General features: G+C 48.1%; 10 protein-coding genes. 6 read left to right on the top strand and 4 right to left on the bottom strand.

Translation table 11 applies throughout. The features are described from left to right. Nucleotides 1–75: 75 nt before the first annotated feature. The 5 genes from F453_RS0111110 to F453_RS0111090 all read left to right on the top strand — a co-directional run bounded on the left by F453_RS0111110 (nt 76) and on the right by F453_RS0111090 (nt 6,698). The gene (locus F453_RS0111110) at nt 76–1,377 is read left to right on the top strand and encodes an ATP-binding protein (RefSeq protein WP_025790061.1); all 1,302 of its coding nucleotides are present in this window, start codon (nt 76–78) and stop codon (nt 1,375–1,377) included. Nucleotides 1,378–1,626: 249 nt separating this feature from the next. Beyond that, on the top strand, nt 1,627–2,169 hold the full coding sequence (gene rbr, locus F453_RS0111105) for a rubrerythrin (RefSeq protein ID WP_018968079.1): 543 nt from the start codon (nt 1,627–1,629) through the stop codon (nt 2,167–2,169). Between the two features lie 262 nt (nt 2,170–2,431). After that, nucleotides 2,432–4,567: a Tex family protein gene (locus F453_RS0111100; protein ID WP_018968078.1), complete on the top strand. Its 2,136-nt coding sequence runs from the start codon at nt 2,432–2,434 to the stop codon at nt 4,565–4,567. Between the two features lie 4 nt (nt 4,568–4,571). Then, nucleotides 4,572–4,997 carry a hypothetical protein gene (locus F453_RS0111095; protein ID WP_009237927.1) on the top strand — a complete coding sequence of 142 codons (426 nt, stop codon included), beginning with the start codon at nt 4,572–4,574 and terminating at the stop codon, nt 4,995–4,997. A 330-nt stretch (nt 4,998–5,327) separates the two neighbouring features. Then, complete coding sequence (locus tag F453_RS0111090) at nt 5,328–6,698, top strand: B12-binding domain-containing radical SAM protein (RefSeq protein ID WP_018968077.1); 1,371 nt, start codon at nt 5,328–5,330, stop codon at nt 6,696–6,698. 601 nt (nt 6,699–7,299) lie between these two features. On the opposite strand, the gene sov is transcribed toward F453_RS0111090, so the two are convergent. Next, nucleotides 7,300–15,024: a T9SS outer membrane translocon Sov/SprA gene (sov, locus tag F453_RS0111085; protein ID WP_445236353.1), complete on the bottom strand. Its 7,725-nt coding sequence runs from the start codon at nt 15,022–15,024 to the stop codon at nt 7,300–7,302. A 14-nt stretch (nt 15,025–15,038) separates the two neighbouring features. After that, nucleotides 15,039–15,656 (bottom strand): Holliday junction branch migration protein RuvA, encoded by a 618-nt coding sequence (gene ruvA, locus F453_RS0111080; RefSeq protein WP_018968075.1) that lies wholly within the window; start codon nt 15,654–15,656, stop codon nt 15,039–15,041. Nucleotides 15,657–16,087: 431 nt separating this feature from the next. On the opposite strand from ruvA, the gene F453_RS0111075 reads away from it, so the two are divergent. Further along, nucleotides 16,088–17,326 carry a reverse transcriptase family protein gene (locus tag F453_RS0111075; protein ID WP_018968074.1) on the top strand — a complete coding sequence of 413 codons (1,239 nt, stop codon included), beginning with the start codon at nt 16,088–16,090 and terminating at the stop codon, nt 17,324–17,326. Between the two features lie 524 nt (nt 17,327–17,850). Here the strand turns inward: F453_RS0111075 and xseB are convergent. Together xseB and xseA are read right to left on the bottom strand one after the other, a co-directional pair. Further along, nucleotides 17,851–18,048, bottom strand: a complete 198-nt coding sequence (gene xseB, locus F453_RS0111065; RefSeq protein ID WP_009237921.1) for an exodeoxyribonuclease VII small subunit — start codon at nt 18,046–18,048, stop codon at nt 17,851–17,853. Between the two features lie 281 nt (nt 18,049–18,329). Continuing rightward, nucleotides 18,330–19,628 (bottom strand): exodeoxyribonuclease VII large subunit, encoded by a 1,299-nt coding sequence (xseA, locus tag F453_RS0111060; protein WP_026292563.1) that lies wholly within the window; start codon nt 19,626–19,628, stop codon nt 18,330–18,332. Between the last annotated feature and the right edge of the window lie 126 nt (nt 19,629–19,754).

The raw sequence follows: 19,754 nt of genomic DNA, 5'->3' as shown, positions 1-19,754 counted from the left end.
TTTTATCCTCTAAAAAGTGTAATTTTGTGCCTTTTATATCCTCGAAAAAGTGTATATTTGCAAAAAAGATAGCGTATGAATAGAAAGGCATTTAATTGGCTTAAAGCGTGGAAAGCAAGTGGAAATCGTAAACCGCTCATCTTGCTAGGTGCGCGTCAGGTGGGCAAAACATGGCTAATGAAGGCATTTGGCGATGCTTGTTACAAGTCGGTAGCTTACATCAACTGCGATGCGGAGCCATTGGCCAAGGCCTTGTTTGCGGAAGATTATAACATCGAACGCATTTTGTTTTCCATTCAGGCCATAACGGGTGTGAAGCCTGAGCCAGGTGAAACGCTCATCATCTTTGATGAAATACAAGAAGCACCACGCGGTTTGCATAGTTTGAAATACTTTCAAGAGAACGCTGCCGACTATCATGTGATAGCTGCGGGTTCGTTATTGGGCGTTACGCTCAACCAAGGCGAGTCCTTTCCAGTAGGAAAGGTCGACTTGTTTGATATTCATCCGATGGATTTCGAAGAGTTTTTGGAAGCCAATGGAGAAGAAAGTTTATTGCAAATGCTACATCGGCGCGACTGGGCGCTAATCGATACGTTTGCCACTAAGTTTATTGAGCAACTTCGTTGTTACTATTTTGTGGGCGGTATGCCCGAAGTGGTGTCCCATTTTGTTGCCAACAAAGATTTAAACGAGGTGCGCCAACTTCAACGCAACATCATTGAGGCTTACCGAAACGACATTTCCAAGCATAGCTCCAAAACCGAAAGCGTCCGCATAGGACAAGTGCTGAGTAGTCTGCCATCGCAGTTGGGTAAGGAAAACAAGAAGTTTCTTTATGGCGTAATCAAACAAGGCGCGCGCGCAAAAGACTATGAACTGGCCATACAATGGCTTGTTGATGCCGGTATTGTGCACAAAGTGAGTCGTGTTCGTGAAGTTCTAGCGCCACTGAAATTCTACGAAGACCTCTCTGCCTTTAAACTCTTTCTGCTTGATTGTGGCCTGTTTGCCTGCATGGCAGAGGCTCCTGCGAAGCAAATGCTCATTGGCGATAATGTGTTTAGAGAATTTAAGGGAGCTTTTACAGAACAATTTGTGTTGCAGCAGCTTGTTGTCATGGGCATCAACCCCTATTATTGGAGCAACGACACGTCGCCTGCCGAGATAGATTTTATTATCCAAACGGCCGATAGAGTTATCCCCATAGAAGTAAAAGCAGAAGAAAATGTGCGTGCTCGCTCGATGAAAACCTATATCGACAATCATCCCGAATCCCATTTGAAGGGCTTGCGCATATCCATGAAAGGCTATGTAGACCAAGGGTGGATGGAGAACTTGCCGCTATATGGTCTGTTTGCAATTGGCGACATGTAATGTGTCGTCTTGCAATTTCTTATCTACAAAAGCCCCGTTGGTTGTTTCTTGGGTTATATTCGCCATTTAAAGAAGTTTGGATGAGCCTCAATTTTGAGGCTCGAAAACGCATAAAAAACATGGGAAGTTTAGCTGTGTAATCATAATTTTCACTACCTTTGCATAGTAACAGGATAGAAAACGTAGACCTAATAAACGGTATAAGGCCGACGATATTATACAAAGAACATAAATAGGAACAAGAACATTATGAAAGATTTAAAAGGAACAAAGACCGAGAAAAACCTGCAAGAAGCATTTGCAGGCGAGTGTATGGCACGCACTAAGTACACCTTCTTCGCATCGAAAGCAAAGAAAGACGGGTTCGAACAGATTGCTGCCATCTTCGAAGAAACAGCTCACAACGAGAAAGAACATGCCGAATTGTGGTATAAATACCTGCATGGTGGCGAGATTGGCACCACTAGCGAAAACTTGAAGATAGCTGCCGAAGGCGAAAACTACGAGTGGACCGACATGTACGACCGTATGGCGAAAGAGGCAGAAGAAGAAGGCTTCAAGGAAATTGCCATTAAGTTCAGAAAGGTTGGCGAGATTGAGAAGACCCATGAGGAACGTTATCGCAAGCTTTTAAAGAACATTGAGGACGCGTTGGTGTTCTCGCGCGATGGCGATTGTATTTGGGTGTGCCGCAATTGTGGACACGTAGTAGTTGGAAAGAAAGCTCCGCAGGTGTGCCCCGTTTGCTTGCATCCCCAATCCTTCTTCGAATTGAAGGCCGAAAACTTCTAAAAGTGAAGGGGTGAAAGGTTGAAAAGGTAAACAGATGGCTAATGCCAACAAAGCCGCATTGTCTTTCTTATCCTTCTAGTCGCTCTGACTAGTCCGACCTACCGAGCAAACTTAATGCAGCTATTGGTTTAACTCCATCGCTCTTTAACCCTCTCAAAGAGTCGCCTTAATTCCTTAGAGAAATTGCTTTCTCTACACTAAAATTTTACTAAAAGCGCTGTCCAACTTTACGCGGACAGCGTTTTTTTGTACCTTTGCATATATGAACGAATACGCAAATATCATCGCCACGAGCCTTGAACTAAACCTAACCAAGGTGACTAATACCCTCGCACTGCTCGACGAGGGCTGTACCATCCCGTTTATTAGCCGTTATCGTAAAGAGAAAACGGGCGGATTAGACGAGGTGCAGATAGCCAACATCAGCCAGTGGAAAGACAAACTCACCGAACTTGCAAAGCGCAAGGAAACCATTTGCAAAACCATCGACGAGCTGGGCAAGCTAACCCCCGAGCTGAAAAGTCGTATAGACAACACTTGGGACAGCACCACGCTCGAAGATATATACCTACCCTATAAGCCTAAACGTCGTACTCGCGCACAGGTAGCACGCCAACAGGGACTCGAACCCTTGGCGCAAACCATCTTGTTACAACGCGAACCCAACCCACAGAACGTGGCGCGGGCCTACGTTAAGGGCGATGTAAAAGATGTTGAGGCTGCCATTAAGGGCGCTCAAGACATCATTGCCGAGACAATTAGCGAGAACGAGCAAACTCGACAACAAGTACGCAACGCCTTTAAGCGTGAAGCCATCATCTCATCGAAGGTGATTGCGACGAAGAAAGACGAGGAGGGGGCACAGAAATACACCGATTATTTCGACTTTTCTGAACCACTTCGTCGCTGCAATGGCAATCGTTTGCTGGCCATGAGACGTGGTGAGAGCGAGGGTTTTCTTCGTGTGAGCATCTCGATCGACGACGAAGAAACCACCGAACGCCTGCAACGACACTATGTTAGGGGGCGTGGTGCATGTGCGCAATTGGTTGAAGAAGCTGTGGCCGATGCTTATAAACGCCTGATAGAGCCGTCTGTGGAAAACGAATTTGCTGCTGCCAGCAAGGAAAAGGCTGATGAAGAGGCCATCGGCGTGTTCTCGCTCAACCTCCGTCAGTTGCTTCTTGCAGCCCCATTGGGCCAAAAACGCGTGATGGGAGTAGACCCTGGCATTCGTACGGGTTGCAAAGTGGTGTGCCTCGATGCACAAGGCAACTTGCTTTATCATGATGTTGTGTATCCGTTTACACCGCGTGGCAACGAGCAGGCTGCTAAAACGCAGTTTCAGAACATAGCCGACCGCTTTAAGGTAGACGCTATCGCCGTGGGAAACGGCACTGCCAGTCGCGAAACGGCCGACATCTTGCGGCAGGCTGGCAATGCTGCCGAGCCGCGAATACCCGTCTATGTGGTGAGCGAAGATGGTGCATCGGTTTATTCGGCATCGAAAACAGCCCGCGACGAGTTCCCCAACGAGGACGTAACCGTGCGTGGGGCGGTGTCGATTGGTAGGCGACTGATGGACCCTTTGGCCGAATTGGTGAAGATAGACCCGAAGAGTATCGGTGTGGGACAATACCAACACGACGTTGACCAAACCAAGTTGAAGAAGAGTCTAGACACAACTGTGGAGAGTTGCGTTAACCTCGTGGGGGTTAATGTCAATACGGCTAGTGTGCATTTGCTTACTTACATCAGCGGATTAGGCCCTACCTTGGCGAAAAACATTGTGGATTATCGTCGCGATAACGGGGCGTTTACCTCGCGTGCGCAACTGAAAAAGGTGCCTCGACTTGGTCCTGCGGCCTTCGAACAGTGTGCAGGTTTCTTGCGAGTAGACGGTGCGAAGAACCCATTAGACAACAGTGCGGTGCATCCCGAACGCTACACCGTGGTTGAAAGCATGGCCAAGGACATGGGTTGTTCTGTTGGTCAGCTCATTGGAAATAACGAAAAGATTAGGCAGATACCGCTAGCGAAATACGTAACGGCCGAAGTGGGCATGCCTACGCTTAACGATATTGTGGCCGAACTTGAAAAGCCAGGTCGCGACCCACGTGAAGATCTCGAAGAATTTGCCTTTGATGAGCGTGTGCACACTGTTGCTGACCTAGTTCCTGGCATGCTCTTGCCAGGCATCGTTACCAATATCACCAAGTTTGGAGCGTTTGTAGACGTGGGCGTTCATCAGGACGGACTGGTGCATGTGTCGCAATTGGCCAACCGATATGTGGCCGATCCTGCCGAGGTGGTTAAGCTTCACCAACATGTTCAGGTGAAAGTGGTGGAGGTAGACACTAGGCGAAACAGAATATCTTTAACGATGAAGGGGGTATGATGTTATGAAACAGCTTTTTATTACCACACTCATGACCTTGTTCGCACTTGTTGGTTACGGCCAAGAGAAAAAGAGTTTCAAGGGTCATCTTTATAATAGCGAGTACAATGTGTACATGCGCATCAACTTTCACGATAAGAATATTGTGGCGCGTGGTCAAGAAATCTTTGGCAAATTGCCTGGTTATCTTGGCTCGATGTTCGACCCGCGCCTCTGGCTTATCACCGATGTGAAGATCAATAAGGATAAGGAAGCCAAGCTTTCTATCATCAACGATTATGGCAGCGAAGACTTAGAGGCCAAGTTGGAGAAAGAAAATGATAGCACCTATACGCTCAAACAGCTGGAAGGAAGTCCTATTAAAATTGTGGTAGACCGCAAGTGGGTGAAGCTGCCCAAAGTTATGCGCTTTAAGGTGAAGAGCTATTAAGGGTGAAAAGGTGAAAGGGTGAAAAGGTGAAAATATGGCTTCGCCTGTTTGCTAGTCAACTCGTTAACCCGTTAACTTGTTAACTGGCAAGGCTGAAAATATGGCTTCGCCTGCTAACTAGTCAACTGGTTAACCCGTTAAGTTGTTAACTATCAAGGGTGAAAATATGGCTTCGCCTGCTAACTAGTCAACTCGTTAACCCGTTAACTTGTTAACTGGTTAAGGCTGAAAAATGGTTGCGCCTATCAACTTGTCAACTCGTAAACTTGTTTGGTTTTCCTATTTACCTTTTTACTAAGGCGAATAAAGACATGATTTAATACTATTGAAATGAGAAGGCCATTGAAAGTGAAGATGATTTTGCCATCTTTGGATGAGGCAAAAAGCCCATATTGGCGTCCTATTAAATATTCGCTGTTTCCTCCAATAGGGCTCGCAACACTAGCTGGATATTTCCACGACGATGATGAAGTTGTGCTTTTAGATCAGCATGTAGAGAAATTAGACATAACCGATACTCCCGATTTGGTATGTATTCAAGTATATGTAACAAATGCTTATAGGGCTTATGCGATAGCGGATAGTTATCGGAGTCGTGGGGTATATGTCGTTATGGGCGGCTTACATATTACTGCTCTTCCAGAAGAGGCTGCCTTACATGCCGATACAATCATAATAGGTCCTGGTGAAGAGGCGTTTCCTAGATTTATCAATGATTTCAGGAACGGTTGTGCACAAAAACGATATGCTGCACAATGGCGTTCTATTGAAGATATTCCTCCTGTACGTCGAGACCTCATAAAGCGAAGTAAGTATTTTGTTCCTAATTCTCTTGTCGTATCAAGGGGATGCCCACATCATTGTGATTTCTGCTATAAGGATGCTTTTTATGAGGGTGGAAAATCCTTTTATACGGCTCGTGTAGATGCGGCTTTGAAAGAAATTGACGCACTTCCAGGCAGACACCTTTATTTTCTAGACGACCATTTGCTTGGCAGTAAAAGGTTTGCTGCCGAACTGTTTGAGGGCATGAAAGGCATGAATCGCGTCTTTCAAAGTGCAGCAACGGTTCAATCTATCCTTGAAGGAGACCTTATAGAGAAAGCAGCCGAAGCGGGAATGCGGAGTGTTTTCATTGGTTTTGAGACATTCTCACCAGAAAACTTAAAGGCAAGCAACAAATGTCAGAACCTTCAACGCGATTATAGTGCAGCAGTGAAGCGCCTGCATAGCCTTGGTATCATGATTAATGGTAGTTTTGTGTTTGGATTAGATCACGATGATGCAGATGTCTTTCGCCGTACTGTTGATTGGGGAGTGGATAACGCAATCACAACTGCAACATATCATATACTAACCCCATACCCCGGCACACGGCAGTTTAAGCGAATGGAAGCTGAAGGAAGAATACTCACCTACGATTGGAGCAAGTATGATACACGCACAGTTGTGTATCAAACAAGAGGTCTTTCGGCAGAGCAATTGAAAGCAGGCTATGACTGGGCATGTAGGTCTTTCTATTCGTGGAACAACATCCTTCGTGCGTGTAGTCACGACACTACCCTTACGCAGAGAATTACACACCTTATGTACACAGGCGGATGGAAGAAATTTGAGCAGCTTTGGGGAGCTCTTGTCAGGGTAGGGGGATTGAATAAGGCACTTCCGTTGCTTGAACAATTGTTATCACACACTAAATAAACTATTATATTCCAATTGGGGATAATGATTTACTCAGACCGGTTATTTGTCGTTCCGAATGGGCTTTCTTGGGCTAGCCCACCATTTCTTGCCTGTTTTCAGGGTGTCAAACCTTATGTGTCATGGTGTGCGTGTACGCTGATCCCATTGCGTTATCACTCTTATCAATTTGCATTTTGGGCTTAATTGCAGCTTGCTATCTAACAGTATATTATCTGTTTTAACGTTAATGGGTGAGTTACATCTTATCTGGAAGCTTGTTCCATGTTATCTGGAATCCTGTTCCATATCAATTGGAACAAGGTTCCACATAAGCTGGAACAATGTTCCCAATCAGATAGAAAGAAATGAGCGCTTAATAAACACATAAATTCTGCATTGATAATGTGTAATGATATCTTTGAAGCTGGTTCGCAATATGTCGATTCTATGTGGTTCGTGGATGAGCGTATGTGGCTGGTTAGGGTGCTGTTTGCGGTGTGACAATTTCGAATGTGCTTGCGCTAGTTTACGAAACAAGTCACAAATTGTTTGCACGTTCGTGCTGGCGCCTTTGCGTGAGCGTTGTAATACCTAAAAACAAACCTGAAAGTAAAAGCCTTTATCTGGTGAGCGAGAATTTAAGGCTTAGGCCAAAGTCTTGTGTTGTGGTGGGGTAGCTGTTGCTACTTAACAAGGGCGTATTGGTCTGACGGTCGTAGAAGAAGCTCATGGTGAGCAGGCGCGAGAGGGTATAGTCGGCCGAGAAACTAATCTTAAAGGCCGTGTTACCGCTGCTTGCGGCACTTGTTCGGGTTGCAATGTCGCGACTGATGCTAGCCTGCGACCTGTAACTTAGGTCGAGGCGCATGTTCAAGTCGTGGTTGGTGTTGCCCTGCGAACTGTTGTTTGTGGTAGCATCTTCGCTCACTTCGGTTCGTTTGGTCTTTGTTTTCTTGGTGCGTGGTGCACGTAGCCCAAAGAGCTTAAAGTTGTTGATGCGATAGCCCATGCCCAAAACCCAATCGCGACTAACGGCCTCGTTTATCTGAACACTTGTCATGCTGAGGTTCAACACACGCGTAGAGCGATACTCAACCTTAGCGGTGAGGTTGTTGTTAAAGGTCATGTCTACGCCAAGCAGTGGCGAGAAGGCCTCGTTGATGCTGACATTGGCCACGTTGTAAAGACTTCGTGGAAGGGGATTGCCCGTTGTAACGTCGCTGATGAAGCCCAATCCGTTCATATATTCCACAAAGGTGTTGTACGAAGCGTAAGCTCCAACGGCGTAGATGCTCTTGTAGCCGTGGTTGATATTTACGCTTTTGAAGTGGTCGCGGAACCAAGGCAGCTTGCCTAAACCGCTATAACGGAGGGTCCAGTTGGGCAGTAGGCGGGCCAAGGTTGGGAAAATGTTGAGCGAAGAACCACTCATGGCCGTGTAGGTGTTGAGGAAAGCAGGTATCATCACATCCGAACCGTATCGGTCTACGGCTCCGTTGGCAGGGTTGAACACCGTTCCTGCCATGTTTGTTCCTGCGGGATAGCGTGCCCCTGTATATTGCGATTCCACGCGATTACGGAATGCGTCGAGGGCATTACAGAACCTTTCGAACGATGCGCTGCGGTATCCGTCGGCCGCCGAGCCCATTCCCTCGAAAGCGCTACGTATAGATATGGTGGTCATCATAAACGTTCCGTTCTGCGTTGTGGGTGTTCCCGCGTACATATACTGGATATTTCGCGCCGTGGTTTGCGTTCGCGAGGCATGCAAGTCTATCTTTAAGTTGCGCACGGGTTCAAGTGTCATGCGCAGTTGCAGGTCTTCCGTCTTGGTGGTAGCTGCAGGTGTGGCGATAGAATCATTATCGAGCAGCCATCCCATGTTACGTGCCTTGGAGATATAAGAGTCGTCGGTCAGTCCAAAAGCAAAGTCTAAGCCGGGCGATAGGGCAGAGGGAAGGCGCGCCTGACCGAACGCATCGCCAATGCGCGGCATGAAACCTGGCAGCGATATGGCATATTGGTTGCGGTAAGAGACGCTTACGTTGCGCACCATCATCAGTACGCGCGCCACTGTTTGTGCCGTTTCGTACCACGATTGCTTTTCTTGTGGCTGTCGTGGAGTTACGGTTAGTTTCAGTTTTAGTGCCGAATCTACCTTGGTAAGTATGCATATGCTGTTTTCGCCACTGGTTTTAAACTTCAGCGGGAAGCGTTTGCCGTCTTCGGTTCGTGCAGTAACCATCAGTCGTTTCGAGTGTTTGTTGTGGCTGATGGTGAGTGTAGAGTCGGGCGTTAGGGTTATTTCTTGCTCAAAACTGTTGCGGTTTTTGGGCAATTCGTTGCGTTGTTGTTGCGCCAAGGCTTCGTTATTGTCAATCTTTTGACCGTCTGGCGTTACGCCTTTGCCCTTCATTCGTGCTTCCAAGGCCTTGCGTTCTTGTGTCTTTCTCCGCTGTTCGGCCTGCCTTTCTTCGCGCTTTCGGCTCAATTCGGCAGTGTTTGGTTCGCGGTTAAAGCGTTCGTTGGCCTTTTTAAGGAAAGGTATATGGTTGTAAAGACGCACGAGGTCGAAGGTTGAGTTGAGGTTGAAGTCGCGGTTGTTGGCAATGGTGTTGCCCAACGAAGAACCGTCTTCGAGTTGCGTTCCACGTACCCAACGATAGGTGGCGTTATAAGTAAGGTCGGCATTAACCCAATTGAAGATGGGCAGCAGATTGAGTGGCGGCTGATAAGAGAGGGTGAACGACTGGTTATAGTCTAGCGGCGTGCCGAAGTTTCGTATGCTATTCCACACCGAATCTTTCCAGGCTTGGTAGCGTTCGGCGTATAGATCCTTGTTAACGGGTGTGTAAGGTTGTTCCACTTCGGCGTGTGTGGCACTTTGGAAGTTGGCATGCAGGTTGCGCGTTAGGTCCCAACGAACGGCAAAATCACGATTCCAAAGGAATTGCGAATTGAAGGTTAGTGGTAAGCGATCGCCGCCCTTGCTCTCCATATCGCGTTCTTGCAACTCGTAATAGCTGCGGTTGATGTCGGAGTTGAACGAGAGATTTTGTGGCAACCAGTTTAATCCGAAGCGCTTCAAGATGTCTAGCCACTTGCTCTTGCCTTTGAGATTCTTAAATGGTTCGAGAGGTTTGTACACGGGAGTCCAGTTGTATGCCAGTGCGGCACGCCAGTTGTTCTCACGCTCGTAAACTGTTGTTTCGCCGCTAGTGAAGCGTGAAGAATTGCTATACGAGAACGAGAAGTTGGCCGGATCGTAAGGCATGGGGTGGCGTTTGTTCTGTATGCCGATACGAACGTTAGACAGTGAGAAGTTGGTATTTGTGGTGCGACGGATGGCGATGTTCTTAATCGAGTCGCGTTCTTGACGGTTTGCAGCATCGAGAGCATCTTTAAGGCGCAGGTCGGTGTCAAGTGGGTTGTACTTCGGACTGCTTTCTTCCTGTGTTCGCGAGTAGTAAAGCGGGGCCGAAACCTTAGCCTTCTCGGGGAAGAACTTACCCAATTCGAGGTTGGTTGTTACGCTGTAAGACTTGAAATTGTCTTTGGCGCGTTCGGCAACACCATCTTCCAGTCCGCCGAAACCTTCTGAAATGTATCGTCCTTGCAGGTTAAGCGTACCGAAATCGGATAGTTGCACGTTGAGGTTTCCTTGTGCTGCCCATCCACCTTCATTCTCATATTCCTTCAATCGCAGTTCGTTCACCCACACTTCGCCACTCTTTTGTGTGGCGGCATTGTTGCGTACGCCGATGATAATGGTCTTTACTTCGCCCAAAGTGGGGTTTCCCATGATGCTAACCTTATTCTTTGGCTTGTCTACATCATAGGCGCTGTACAGCGAAGTGAATGAAGCCTGACCCGTGGCGCGTGCCTTGTTGCGTGCCTTTTTTAAGTTGGTGAACACGCTGAGGGCAATATCGAGCATGTTTTCTTCGGGCCATACGGCACGGCTATCGGCCCATGAGCGGTCGTTATATCGACGCGCAGGTGTCAGCGTCAGAGGAATGTCGTACTCGTAGAAGTTGTTTTTGTAGTCGCTTCCTAGTCGAATGAACACCGAGAACTCGCCGTTGGCAAGGGCTGTGACGTTGGGTTCGAGCGCATTAGCGTGAACAAACATCTGCAAACGACGATATTGGCGTAGGTCGATGGTGGTGTTTTTGTACACGGCTTTTGCTTCGCCCTGACCAAGATTGTCGACAACAAGGCTCAAAGCTTGTTCGTTGTTCTCCACCATTTGCGGTTGGTTGGGGTCGGCTCCACGTTCTATTCCAGGCGGAAGGATATAGTTTACGGGTGTCTTATCGCTGTTTTCTTCGTAGCTTACGGCACTAACCGACATCTTTCCTGTTTGTGAAGCCGTGTTGCTAAGGTTTTGTTCGTAGCTTCGCCATTCGCCTCGTACAAGGTCGAGCGAACCGAAACGCAACACGATGGGACGCTTGAAGCCCGTGAGGAACATACGCATGAAGCGGATGCTGGAAAAGTCGGAGATAGAACCGAACCGCTTTTCGTACTCGCGAAGGGGGATACGGAACTGATACCAAGTGACGTTTTCGTTGGTGCCATTACGCAGAGAGGCCGACGCTTCGCGCTTGTCTACGATGAAATTACGGCCCACCACCATGTCTTGAGGACGTAACGACACGTGGTATTGGTAGTATTTTTCGTATTCGTTGAGCGTATAATCTTGGTTGATGTCTTCCACATCGGGCGTAGATTTGTACGATGTGTCGTAGCTTTCGCTGCGTTGATCGCTGTCGGGCGAGTTTCCTTGGGGGTTGTTTATGCGTTTGTATCGTTGCAAGATGGACAGCTCGGCACGGTCGTAATCAGACCCACGGAAGTAGTGGTAGTTGTCGTTGGCGGGGTCGGCCTGTATCGAATCGAATACGGCAGCATTCACCCTGCCCCTTACCGCGTTAAGAAACGACTGGTAAGCGGGGAACGAACGCTCCTCGTTATCATTCAATCCGTTAAACCCAACGTCTTGCATTGCCCTCGCTCCACGTGATGTTGCGAAGGCGTAAGTTGTGGTGGCTTGGGTGGGTATCTTACCCCATTGGGTGGTAACGAAGCTTTGTGAACCGTCCACAGGCATGCCACTTTCGTAGAATTTCTTGCCGTCGCGCAGCACATCTTCGCTTACTTCGCCCAGGTTAAGGTAGAAATCGCCGCCGTAATCGTTGGCGTTGGGTTGGCGATTTGAGTAAATAAAGGGGTCGAGCAGCCAAAATTCGATGTACTCGATGTTGGCTGCTTCGAAGTCGTTTGTGTCTAGTTTGCGCATCATACCACCCCAACGCTTGGCTGGATTGTCAAGTGTTCCATCGGGATTAAGGTCGGGATTGAAGTTGTAAGGTCCTCTTTCGGCGGGGTAGAACGCCAAATTGAGCACCGAAAGGGTAGAAATTCCACCGTAACTGTTTTGATCACGGTTGGGAAAAAGCTCTCGAACGGGTACTTCGCGCACGTAGTGGTTGGACAATTGCTGTAAGTCTCCCTTGATATGTGAGGGCGTTAGCGAGCTACTTCTTCGTGTAAAAAGCGGATCTATTGTGTACCAAGCCAGTCGGCTACGGTTAAATCCACTGTTAAGGGTGGCTTTATCGTCGTGTTCGACAAACATCGAGGGCGTACTAGCTAGCGTCCACGAGGTGGGTGTGCTAACATCGAGCGAGCTTTTGGTGGTTTCGAAGTCGTCAAGATACGAGGCATTGTCTTGCGTTCCCTTGCTACGGCCCGCTATGAGGTGGGCAAATTCGCCCGTGAAGCTTATCTGCGAGGGCTGACTAACGTGCAAGAAGGGTATCTTATCTAGCAAATTGGTGAGCCATTGACTTTCTTTCTTCCAGTTGAGGTTCAATCCCCAGAGCGTGTTGTTCAGCGGTTCGGCTCCCATATTTACCTTCGTGGTGAGCGCTTGCTCGGATAGGTGCTGCAAAGTACCGCTTAGTTGCAGGTCTTTCGAGAAGTTATACTCCCAGTTTAGGCCAAACATCGTTTTGCGTTGTTGGCCATAGTCGGTGTTGCTTTCTAGCGAAACGTTCACCGCTGTGCCTGCATCCAAGATGCTCTGGTTAAGGATGGTTACTTCCCCAGCGTAATAATCCACGCTATAATCTACGCCTTCGGTGAGCCTAACACCACCCGCCGTAACCACAACCGAACCTTGTGGCACGTTGTATGCACCAAGCGAGATGACGTTAGCACTAGTTCCGCGATACTGACCGGTAAGAATGAACTTGTTTTTCTCGGCAATTTGTTTGGCGATGGTTTTGGTCGAGTCGTACAGTTGGTCGTAGGTGTAGCTTCGGGCAACGGCATCCGACACGCCTTTAGCCCGAAGATAGTTGTACAGATGTTTGCCGAAGGGCTGCGTCTTGGGCAAGAACACGCGACCATTGCTTACGGTATAGCCTTCAACGAAATCGAAATAACCGTTGGCATGCACCTTATTGTTGTTGTCAAGACGGTCTGCACCCATCACCCTAATTAAGGGTTGGTCTTTCACTTGGGCTTCGGGTATGTAGGTAAGATATACGCCTGTGGTGTCGCTTTGGTACTTGATGTCTAGCCTGAACCGCTCTTGCTCAACCGAAGTGGCCAGATAATACACGTTCTTCATCATCAAATGCCAGTTGCCTTGATGCGGGTTGTTGCTGGTGTTTTTAAGCGACTTGACGAAGAGGGCTTGGTTGATGTCGGTGTTATCGGCAGCAAATTCGCCCACCTGATAGGTGTTTCCGCCGTAGGTATATTCGTAGGCAACGGCCAAAACTTGGTCGGTTTGCAGACCCTGTCTTAGCGAAATGTAGCCCATCGTGGTGTTAACGTTGTACTCGGAGGGTTGAAGCAAGCGCGCGTTTTGAAGTTTTTCGTAGTCGTTACCACCCACAAAACCAGGTATTCCGTCGAGTGTAGACGACGTTTGGTCGATGTTGCGGGCTGCGGCGTACGAACTGACCATGGCTGGATATTCGGAGTTGGCGTTGTTGGCAGGTACCAATCCCGATGCGCCCCACAATGGATTGGAGATGTGACTCACTTCTCCGAGGTCGGTAAGGGCCACGATATTGCGGGTGTTGGTGGTTGTTCCCGTCTTGTTTGTTACCCAAACCTCCACACGGTTGATGCTGATGCCGCTCTTAACAGTGGGTAACGAGGCCATCCACTCATCATATTTATCGCGGAAATAGTGCGAAAGAAAGAAGTGTCGGTTTTCTTCATAGTTGGCCGCATCAAGTTCGAAAGGCGTTAGTTGAACCCCTCCGCGCGACGAAACGCTTTTCGACGACGATTTCTTTTGCGAGGCCACGAGTTGCATTTTCAGCTTTCCAAACTGCAAATCGGTGCGTATACCGAAGAGCGAACTTGCCCCCTTGATAAGCGACGAGTTGGCAGGGAAACTCACGTTTCCAGCCTCAACAAGCTTTATGATCTCGTCTTCCTTACCGTCGTATTTCAGTTTTAGGCTTTGTGCATCAAAGTCGAAGGTGGCATCGGTGTTGTAATTCAGGTTCATATCCACCTTATCGCCCACCTTTCCGTTCATGTTGATGTTAATCTTCTCATCGAAGTTCATCGTTGTTGTCTTACGGTTTCGGATGGGGATAGAGGGGTTGTCGATGTTCTTGAGCGTAGCTCCGAAGCGTATTTCGGCCGACCCTTGGGTCTTGATACGCACGCCACCAGGACCGAATATCTTTTCGGCTGGTCCTAAGTCGAAGTGCATGTCGGTGAAGTCGAACTTCTCTTTACCCTTCGCCTTGTATATTTCGTCGTTCTTTTTTCTGAAAAAGCTGTTGCGTGCCTGTCGTTCGCTCCATCGCCGATATTCGTCGGGGGTCATCATGATGGGCGTTCCAATGTACTGCCTTCCCCATTTCGTGCCTAGCAAGTAGCGGTCAAGCGTGTCGTTATATTCCACCCCTTGCTTCATGTTATCTGGGCGTTTCAGGTCCATGGCATTCTGCCACAGGTCGCCAAAAGTGGTGGGTGTGGTGGGTTGTACGCGCCAAATGGGCGTTGTTGTGCCTGTTTGCTGGCTGTCGGTGGTTTGTGTTTCGGGTGCGTCTTCGTTGTCAATTACCAGTGTTGTGTCTTCCGGCAAGCTACCATCGGGTAGATCAGGACGTTCCACATTCCGTTGGGGCGTGTTGTTTGAGGCATTGTTGGCGTTTCTAGCTGGTGCATTGTTGGCGCTTCTTTGCGTGCGATTGTTTTGCCTTCGCCCTCTATTGTCTTGCGCAAAGGGCAAAGCAAGGGCATAGCCCGTCAAGCAAATGACGAGCGCCACCATCAAAGTCCTTCTTGTCTTCTTATTTCGCAGCACGCCTTTTTAGGTCACTTTATCATTTTCAACGCCGCTTTCACCACCTGTTCAACGGGTAGTTCGGGTTGTTCTTTCAGTATCTCCACCACCACTTTGGCCGAAGCAGCAGGCGCGAAGCCCAACATGGTGAGTGCACCCACGGCTTCGTCTTTCACGGCAACATTCATCGCATTGGCGTTTGCGTTAGTGGGTACGGACAATTCTTGGGCCACTCCGCTTGTCATAATCTTGTCTTTCAGGTCTACGATGATGCGTTGTGCGGTCTTTGCACCAATGCCTTTAACGGTCTTAAGCATCTTGTCGTCGCCCGCGGCAATAACGTTGCACAGCTCAGACGGCGACATTCCCGAAAGAATCATGCGTGCCGAGTTGGCACCAACGCCCGAAACGCTGATAAGCAAGCGATAAAGTTCGCGCTCTTGACGTGTGGCGAAACCATAGAGCGTGTACGAATCGTCGCGCCCACCCGTAACCAACGCCTCGTGAACGAAGAGCTTCAATTTGTCTTTACCTTGAATGGCGGAGTATGTATTCAGTGAGATGTTGAGCGCATAGCCCACTCCAGCCGCTTCAATAACAGCCATAGCCGGGGTAAGTTCGGCCAAGTCGCCCTTGATATATTCAATCATTAATGATGTATTTAATATGTGTACGTATACGTTATTATATAACGCCTCTAGGCGCGCATTATTGTGTGCGCACATAAAAAACTGTATTGGCAGGGTGAAGAAGGGTTGGCGACTGCTGCGGGATAGGCCAATCGCCCTGTGTAAAGCGGTTTTTATGGTTCGAGTGACATAATTTGGACCATTTTAGTGAAGTGATATTGCATCGCTTATGTTAAAGTGTAAATAAATTATAAAACGTAAAAGGTGATGCTTGTACTATAAAATGAAATACTTAATTTTGCTTTCGTATAGGAATAGCCGAAGAAATTTAGAGGTAGTTTCTGATGTATTCGTCAGAGTTTGATACAAAGTATCGTTTTTGGTAAATGGGATTTACCAAAAAGTAAACTTCTACGGCATTCCTATATTTTTACTATATAATCCAACGTAGCATGGCACGACGCAACCAAAACATCAACCTGAAAACAACGATAGGCAACCAATTGCAATACATTTACTCGGCCGACGAACTGACCAACGTGCTTAACGATGTGGCCAAGCAAATAGGTGTGCAGGCTGGTTTCAGAACCAATCAGCTGCAGTGTTTTGCCGATACCGGTAAAGACGACCGCAGAACCACACGCTACCGCATGCGAAAGAAACACGGCGGAACGCGTGCCATCGTTGCTCCCCACAGCAGTTTGTTGTTTATGTTGCAGGCCTTTAACGCCTTGTTGCAGGATTTTTATGTGCCCACCCCTTGGTGTTACGGCTTCGTAAGGGATAAGTCGGTGGCGCAAAACGCCCAACAACATGTGGGCAAACGTTATATCTTGAATATCGACCTCAAAGACTTCTTCCCCTCCATTACGCGCCAAATGGTGGAAGATGTTCTGTTGGCAGAACCAATAAAATGCTCTACCGAAGCCGCTAAACTGCTTTCGGGATTGTGTACCGCTACCGAACCGCAGGGCGATGTCTTGCCACAGGGCTTCCCAACATCACCAACGCTATCTAATATGGTGTGCCGAAAGATGGACGAAGAACTAGCCGCTGCCGCCCAACGCATAGGGGCAACCTATACAAGGTATGCCGACGACATGACGTTTAGCAGCGACAACGACGTGCTGCGCACAACGGGGAGCTTCTATATGCAGCTCTCCACCATTGTAGAGAAGTATGGGTTTAGACTGAACGAACGCAAAACACGTCTGCAAAGACGTGGACGAAGGCAACAGGTTACGGGTGTTGTGGTGAGCGATAAGGTGAATGTAACGCGCGAATACGCACGACAGATACGCACCTTGTTATACATGTGGGAACGATATGGTTACGAAGACGCATCTGAAAAGGCACTGTGGAATTATCGCAACCAGCATGGCAAGACCAAAGGACATAGCAAACGTATCAACTTATCTGCAGTTTTGCGGGGCAGGTTGAGTTATATGAAGATGGTGAAGGGCGAAGCCGATCCCACGTATCTTAAACTTTGGAACAAGTATTGTGCGCTCCATGCGGCGGGTTATCCCAAAAGTAAGACGCGAAAACGAGGTATGCGCCCAGCAAATGACGATTCTATGCATGTTGGCGGCTATCTCGGAGACCCTCCAAGAAGGGGTTGCGCACTTGTGATTGCGTTCTTTGCGTTGCTCACTTTTGCAGGTTTGTTGGCGTGGAATCTCTATGCATAACAGACTGACCATGCGTTGAGGCTTGGTGATATGTGTTATTATGCCAACCGCTATGCGGTAGTTGGCGTAACGCCACTAACATGTACAAGGGCCTATTATGAGTTATTGGGTTATCTCGAACTGGTGTATGGATATTGCTCGATGAAAAAATGGTAGGCGAAAACTAACCTTTAAAAACCAGTTAACAAACCGCTCGTTGCGGTCCAGATGACATGGAACAGTATTCCAGTTAAGATGGAATAGCGTTCCAGTTATACTGGAACCGTGTTCCATATCATCTGGAAGGATGTTCCAACTTATGTGTAACAGCATGGGAGATGTAAAAGCACAGTCTCAACTCTTATTTATCGTTTTGCAAGGGATGTTTTCTAAGTGTGCGCCCATTGATTATACAAGTGCGAAAACCTATGTTGTGCGTATTTATAATGTTACGAACAACATAGGTTTTTAGTGGGTTGGGGTAGGGCTCGTGACGCATAAAGGCGGTAGAAAGGTGGGCGAGGCGATGGCCACACCTCTGCAGTCTACTCCTCTTTTTCGAGCATCTTCTTTATTTCCTCGTCTGTTTTGGTTAGCTTGTCCTTGCACATCTTAATTAGTTTTTGTGCCTTTTTCAGTTCTTCGGCAAGCGAATCGAGGTCTAGCTCGCCTGTTTCCATTCGGCGCACAATGGCTTCTAGTTGTGCCACAGCCTCTTCATATTTTATTTCTTGTTTAGCCATAATTTGGGGTATTTAAGTTTATGAGTTATTAAGTTTATGAGTTTATGGGTTGGAAAGTTATTTAGTTTGTGGGTTTATGGGTTGGTGAGTTATTTAGTTTATTGGTTATTGAGCTTGTTAGTATCTGAGTGTTTGGCTTTATAAGCTTATTTGTTATTGAGCGTAATGGGCTTATTGGTTTTTGCAAGCTTACTAATAAACTTCCAAAAGCATAAACTCACCACCTCATCATCTTACAAACTAAATAACTCACCACCTCAAAAACTCACCACCTCAACACCTTATTCAACCACTGATTTCACCTTTCCCTTTTGCAGTTGGGTTACGATTACGTCGCCCTTTTGCAAGTCGTTGGCGTTGCGTACCACCTTTCCACCAAGTGTGGTGATGCTATAACCCTTGCTAAGAAGTAGGGCGGGATCGTGCGACTTGATGGTTTGTCCCAGCAATTCAAGGCGATGTGTGGCCTTGGTTAGCAAGCGTTCGGCCTGTGTGGGCAAGGCTAGCGTTAGGCGTTGCAGGCGTAAGTCTTGCCTTTGAAGGGTTGTTGCCATGGCGTTTCGCATGCGCAGAGCCATGTTTTCGAACCTTTTTTCTTGCCTTGTACGCACCAGCGAGAACAGCATAGGCACCTTTTCGGCTAGTCGAGCCAGTCGGATGCGCTCCAGTTCCATGCGTCGTTGCAGCAAGTGCACCATCTCTTCTTGTGCGTCGGTTACGCGTTGGTAGGTCTCCGCGAGATGTTCTACAAGCAATGCAGCCGCAGCCGTGGGCGTTTTCACACGTCGGAAGGACACCATATCTAACACGCTTTCATCGCGATCGTGCCCAATACCCGTGATAATAGGTAAGGGAAAGTTGGCCACGTTTTCGGCCAATGGCAAGCTATCGAAGCCACTGAGGTCGCTTGTAGCCCCTCCGCCGCGTATGATAACCACCACATCGAAGTCGGTTAGTCGCTCGTTGATGGCGTCGAGGGCAGCAATGACGCTCCGTTCAACGCCTTCGCCCTGCATGGTAGCGGTAAAAAGCTGTACAGAGAAGTGCAAATGCCAGTCGTTTTCATGCAGATGGCGGTAGAAATCACCGTAACCCGCTGCCTGTTCACTAGAAATGACAGCCACACGCTGTGTAAATAGCGGTAGGCTAAGCTCCTTTTGCAGGTCGAATACACCTTGTTGTTTCAGCATTCTGACGATTTCCAGCCTTTTGCGTGCCATATCGCCCAGCGTATAAGTGGGGTCAATGTCGGCCACTATCCACGAAAAGCCGTATGCTTCATGAAAATCGGCGTACACCAAGAGCCTTACCTTCAGTCCTGCACGTAGCGTTTGGCCCGCATTACGTTCGAAGTGGGGGCGCAAAAGAGCCCATTTGTTCTTCCAACACTTAGCCGAAGCCTTGGCCACAGGCGTGTTCCCTATTGCATCTTTCTGCACCAATTCCATGTAACAGTGGCCGCGAACCTCCCTCATCTCAGAGATTTCGGCTTCCACCCAATATTCGTCGGGCATGGTTATGGCGAGCGATTCGCGCACCATTTGGTTCAGTTCGTACAGTGTTAGGGTTTCTTTACGCATGGGTTTAGGGGTGAAATGGCGTGGAAGAGCCTTGCAGACGAAGGCCCTTAGCATGATGCAAAGTTAAGGTAAATGGTGGTAACGACAAAATATAATCTACCTAAATGGGGATGGATGGTAGTAAAG

The organism is Hoylesella loescheii DSM 19665 = JCM 12249 = ATCC 15930 (genome assembly GCF_000378085.1).
Lineage (GTDB): Bacteria > Bacteroidota > Bacteroidia > Bacteroidales > Bacteroidaceae > Prevotella > Prevotella loescheii.
This window is presented reverse-complemented; position numbering and strand designations above follow the sequence as displayed.

Excerpts from the sequence above, each read along its gene's own strand:
- F453_RS0111110 (WP_025790061.1), top strand. The coding sequence starts at position 76 with ATGAATAGAAAGGCATTTAATTGGCTTAAAGCGTGGAAAGCAAGTGGA.
- rbr (WP_018968079.1), top strand. The coding sequence starts at position 1,627 with ATGAAAGATTTAAAAGGAACAAAGACCGAGAAAAACCTGCAAGAAGCA.
- F453_RS0111100 (WP_018968078.1), top strand. The coding sequence starts at position 2,432 with ATGAACGAATACGCAAATATCATCGCCACGAGCCTTGAACTAAACCTA.
- F453_RS0111095 (WP_009237927.1), top strand. The coding sequence starts at position 4,572 with ATGAAACAGCTTTTTATTACCACACTCATGACCTTGTTCGCACTTGTT.
- F453_RS0111090 (WP_018968077.1), top strand. The coding sequence starts at position 5,328 with ATGAGAAGGCCATTGAAAGTGAAGATGATTTTGCCATCTTTGGATGAG.
- ruvA (WP_018968075.1), bottom strand. The coding sequence starts at position 15,656 with ATGATTGAATATATCAAGGGCGACTTGGCCGAACTTACCCCGGCTATG.
- F453_RS0111075 (WP_018968074.1), top strand. The coding sequence starts at position 16,088 with ATGGCACGACGCAACCAAAACATCAACCTGAAAACAACGATAGGCAAC.
- xseB (WP_009237921.1), bottom strand. The coding sequence starts at position 18,048 with ATGGCTAAACAAGAAATAAAATATGAAGAGGCTGTGGCACAACTAGAA.
- xseA (WP_026292563.1), bottom strand. The coding sequence starts at position 19,628 with ATGCGTAAAGAAACCCTAACACTGTACGAACTGAACCAAATGGTGCGC.